Here is a 2,235-nt window from a genome sequence, read left to right on the forward strand (position 1 = left end):
GGTAAGCGGGGCATATCCGTTGGCGGTGCCATTTTGGCAGGCAGTCGCGTATAATCGCAATCTATCATAATCTGGTCTGCGGCAGAAGACTGCTTCCAATTGCATTTTGAAGAAGGCTCGGATGACTGAGATCGACATGCTAGTCAGGATGGATCCATGCTGATAAATCTCAATCGGCGCGTAGTTGAGTAATTGCAGTGTCTGCAACAGCAAAGACGGTCGCAGCGCTTCAGGATCGGCAGCGACGTGATGTTTGAAGGACCAAATGGCGTGATCGTCAGGTGCTTTGGTATTTGCCGTCATTGCTGCGCTTAACTGGTCAGCATATTCTGGATGAGGCTCCCACAAGAGCAGGCCGGGTGATCCCATTTTTGAAGCCTGATCGTCGTCAATGAAGACAGGGCTTGTCAGGCTTTTGCAATGATGAAGCCTGCGAGTTCGGGGATAGCTGGCTTCTGAGTGGATATATGAAGCCGATCGCCGAGGTAGTGCCAGAAGGACAGGCCAAGCTTTTTGCAAGTCTTCATAAGGCCGAGCATCGTATCGCGGGCAACACGGCCATCCCGGCTCATGGTGCCGCCTGAGATCTTGCGTTTGGTGACGCAGCTGCGCAGATCATTCTCGGACGCATTGGTGTGCAACGGGATTTCTGGGCGTTTGAGAATTTTCAGCAATTCTTGTTTACGACGCAGTAAGCGTGCCAAAAGCTTATCCAGCTCAGTATATCCGGTGCGGATGGAAAAGATCCGATCGAACCTGACTTCAAGGGCCTGGGCTGCACGAGCGCTGGGACTTCGGGAAAAGTCTTTCAAAAGCTTGTAAAAGAGCCAGATGAGTTTGCGCAGAGTTTCGACATGTCTCACCTGCAGGAGCGTTGCTGGTATCAGCTTGTGCAACAAGCGTTCAGCATGCACCCAGCACAGCGCATGGTCTCCGACACGGAACTGACCAGCATCATCAGAGACAATAACGGCATTGCCCAACAAACCATGATGGCGAATAGAACCCCAGATACCGGATTCCGCGATTATCCGAACTAAATCCTTATCGAAGATGTCGATACCCTTATGGGCCAAGTGCTCAAGAAACGGCACCTGATTGGGAAAGTGCTGTGGTTTGCGGGTTCGCAGTCTGGCGATAACCGTCGGATCGACGCCATGCCGCGACTTCAGATAATCGCAAGCGGCATCATTGAGCACATAATCCTGATAATTGCCGCGCAAGAGCGACAGGAAGTTCAGCCGTGACTTGGTCTTAGTGGTGCGGAACACAGTAAAATGCTCGCCGCCAATATGGGTGGTGTAGAAATTATCACGCGCATGACGGGCACCGGTGTCGTCGACCGTCACATAGGCTGCTGACACCAGGCCAGCATGCAGGACGGCAGCATCTTCAGCAACGAAACCATCCAGTCCTTTGGTGAGCAGACGCACGACCTGGCGCTTGGAGATGTCCATGCCAATGTCATTGAGCAATGCAGACAATCGTTCCGTCGTGACTTGTCCTTGTGCATGCAACATCAGGCAAAAGCGCCTGAGGTTCGGGCCACAACCACCGACAATCCCAACAGGCAGCGGAGCAAGGATTGTTTTACCGTTCGGTGCCACCCAGCATTCACGCCGGTAGTGAATAACCTCAGCGCGCAAAACCACATCTCGCACGTAACAACTTTTGTAGCCTTTGAAGCGTGAGCCGTCTGGAACACTGGCACGAAGAACAATGTCGCGGTCAACACGTTCCACATCCAGTTTTGGTCCACGAGGTTTTTTCTTGCCACCACGGCTGTCGAGAACCTTCGCATCCGTTGCCTTGTCCATCCCTGACGGTTTGAACGGTGGTCGTGGCGGTAGGTTTTTCAGTCGCGCAATCTCATCGCGAAGGAGTTGGTTCTCAACTTTAAGCTGGGTATTTTCCAGACGGAGCTCGGCATTCTCCTTACGGAGTGCTGCATTCTCAGCTTCCAGCTTCTCAAGGCGAACTTCTGCACGTTCTGCCTTCTCAACCAGACCCGTGACCAGACTGCGCAACGCGTTCAGTGAAAGCGTGTCAGCATGCTTGGGCGAGGGAAGCGTTCTCTTCGGCATCTCAACAGAGAATCATGATTTGCGAAAATCAGGAATCCTCGGGCTCAAAATGATCGACGAACTTCGGCGTTATGCACAAGTCTTGAGTAAAAAGCATTTCTGACTTTGACTCAAAAATAAAAGACCCCCCCAACAAATCTGCCCCGGTTAC

At 52.3% G+C, this 2,235-nt stretch carries 2 protein-coding genes; both read right to left on the reverse strand.

Features of this window, described 5'->3' with window-relative positions:
• The coding region (locus tag ACOZHT_RS24335; RefSeq protein ID WP_421567110.1) for a hypothetical protein at nt 1-303 on the reverse strand (303 nt) is incomplete at its 3' end.
• Between the two features lie 104 nt (nt 304-407).
• Entirely contained in the window at nt 408-2,084 is a 1,677-nt protein-coding gene (locus ACOZHT_RS24340; protein ID WP_421567112.1) for an IS66 family transposase, read from the reverse strand.
• Nucleotides 2,085-2,235: the final 151 nt, after the last annotated feature.

Source organism: Ochrobactrum sp. EDr1-4 (genome assembly GCF_049199085.1).
Lineage (GTDB): Bacteria > Pseudomonadota > Alphaproteobacteria > Rhizobiales > Rhizobiaceae > Brucella.

Coding starts and splice junctions, on each gene's coding strand:
- ACOZHT_RS24340 (WP_421567112.1), bottom strand. CDS start 2,084: ATGCCGAAGAGAACGCTTCCCTCGCCCAAGCATGCTGACACGCTTTCA.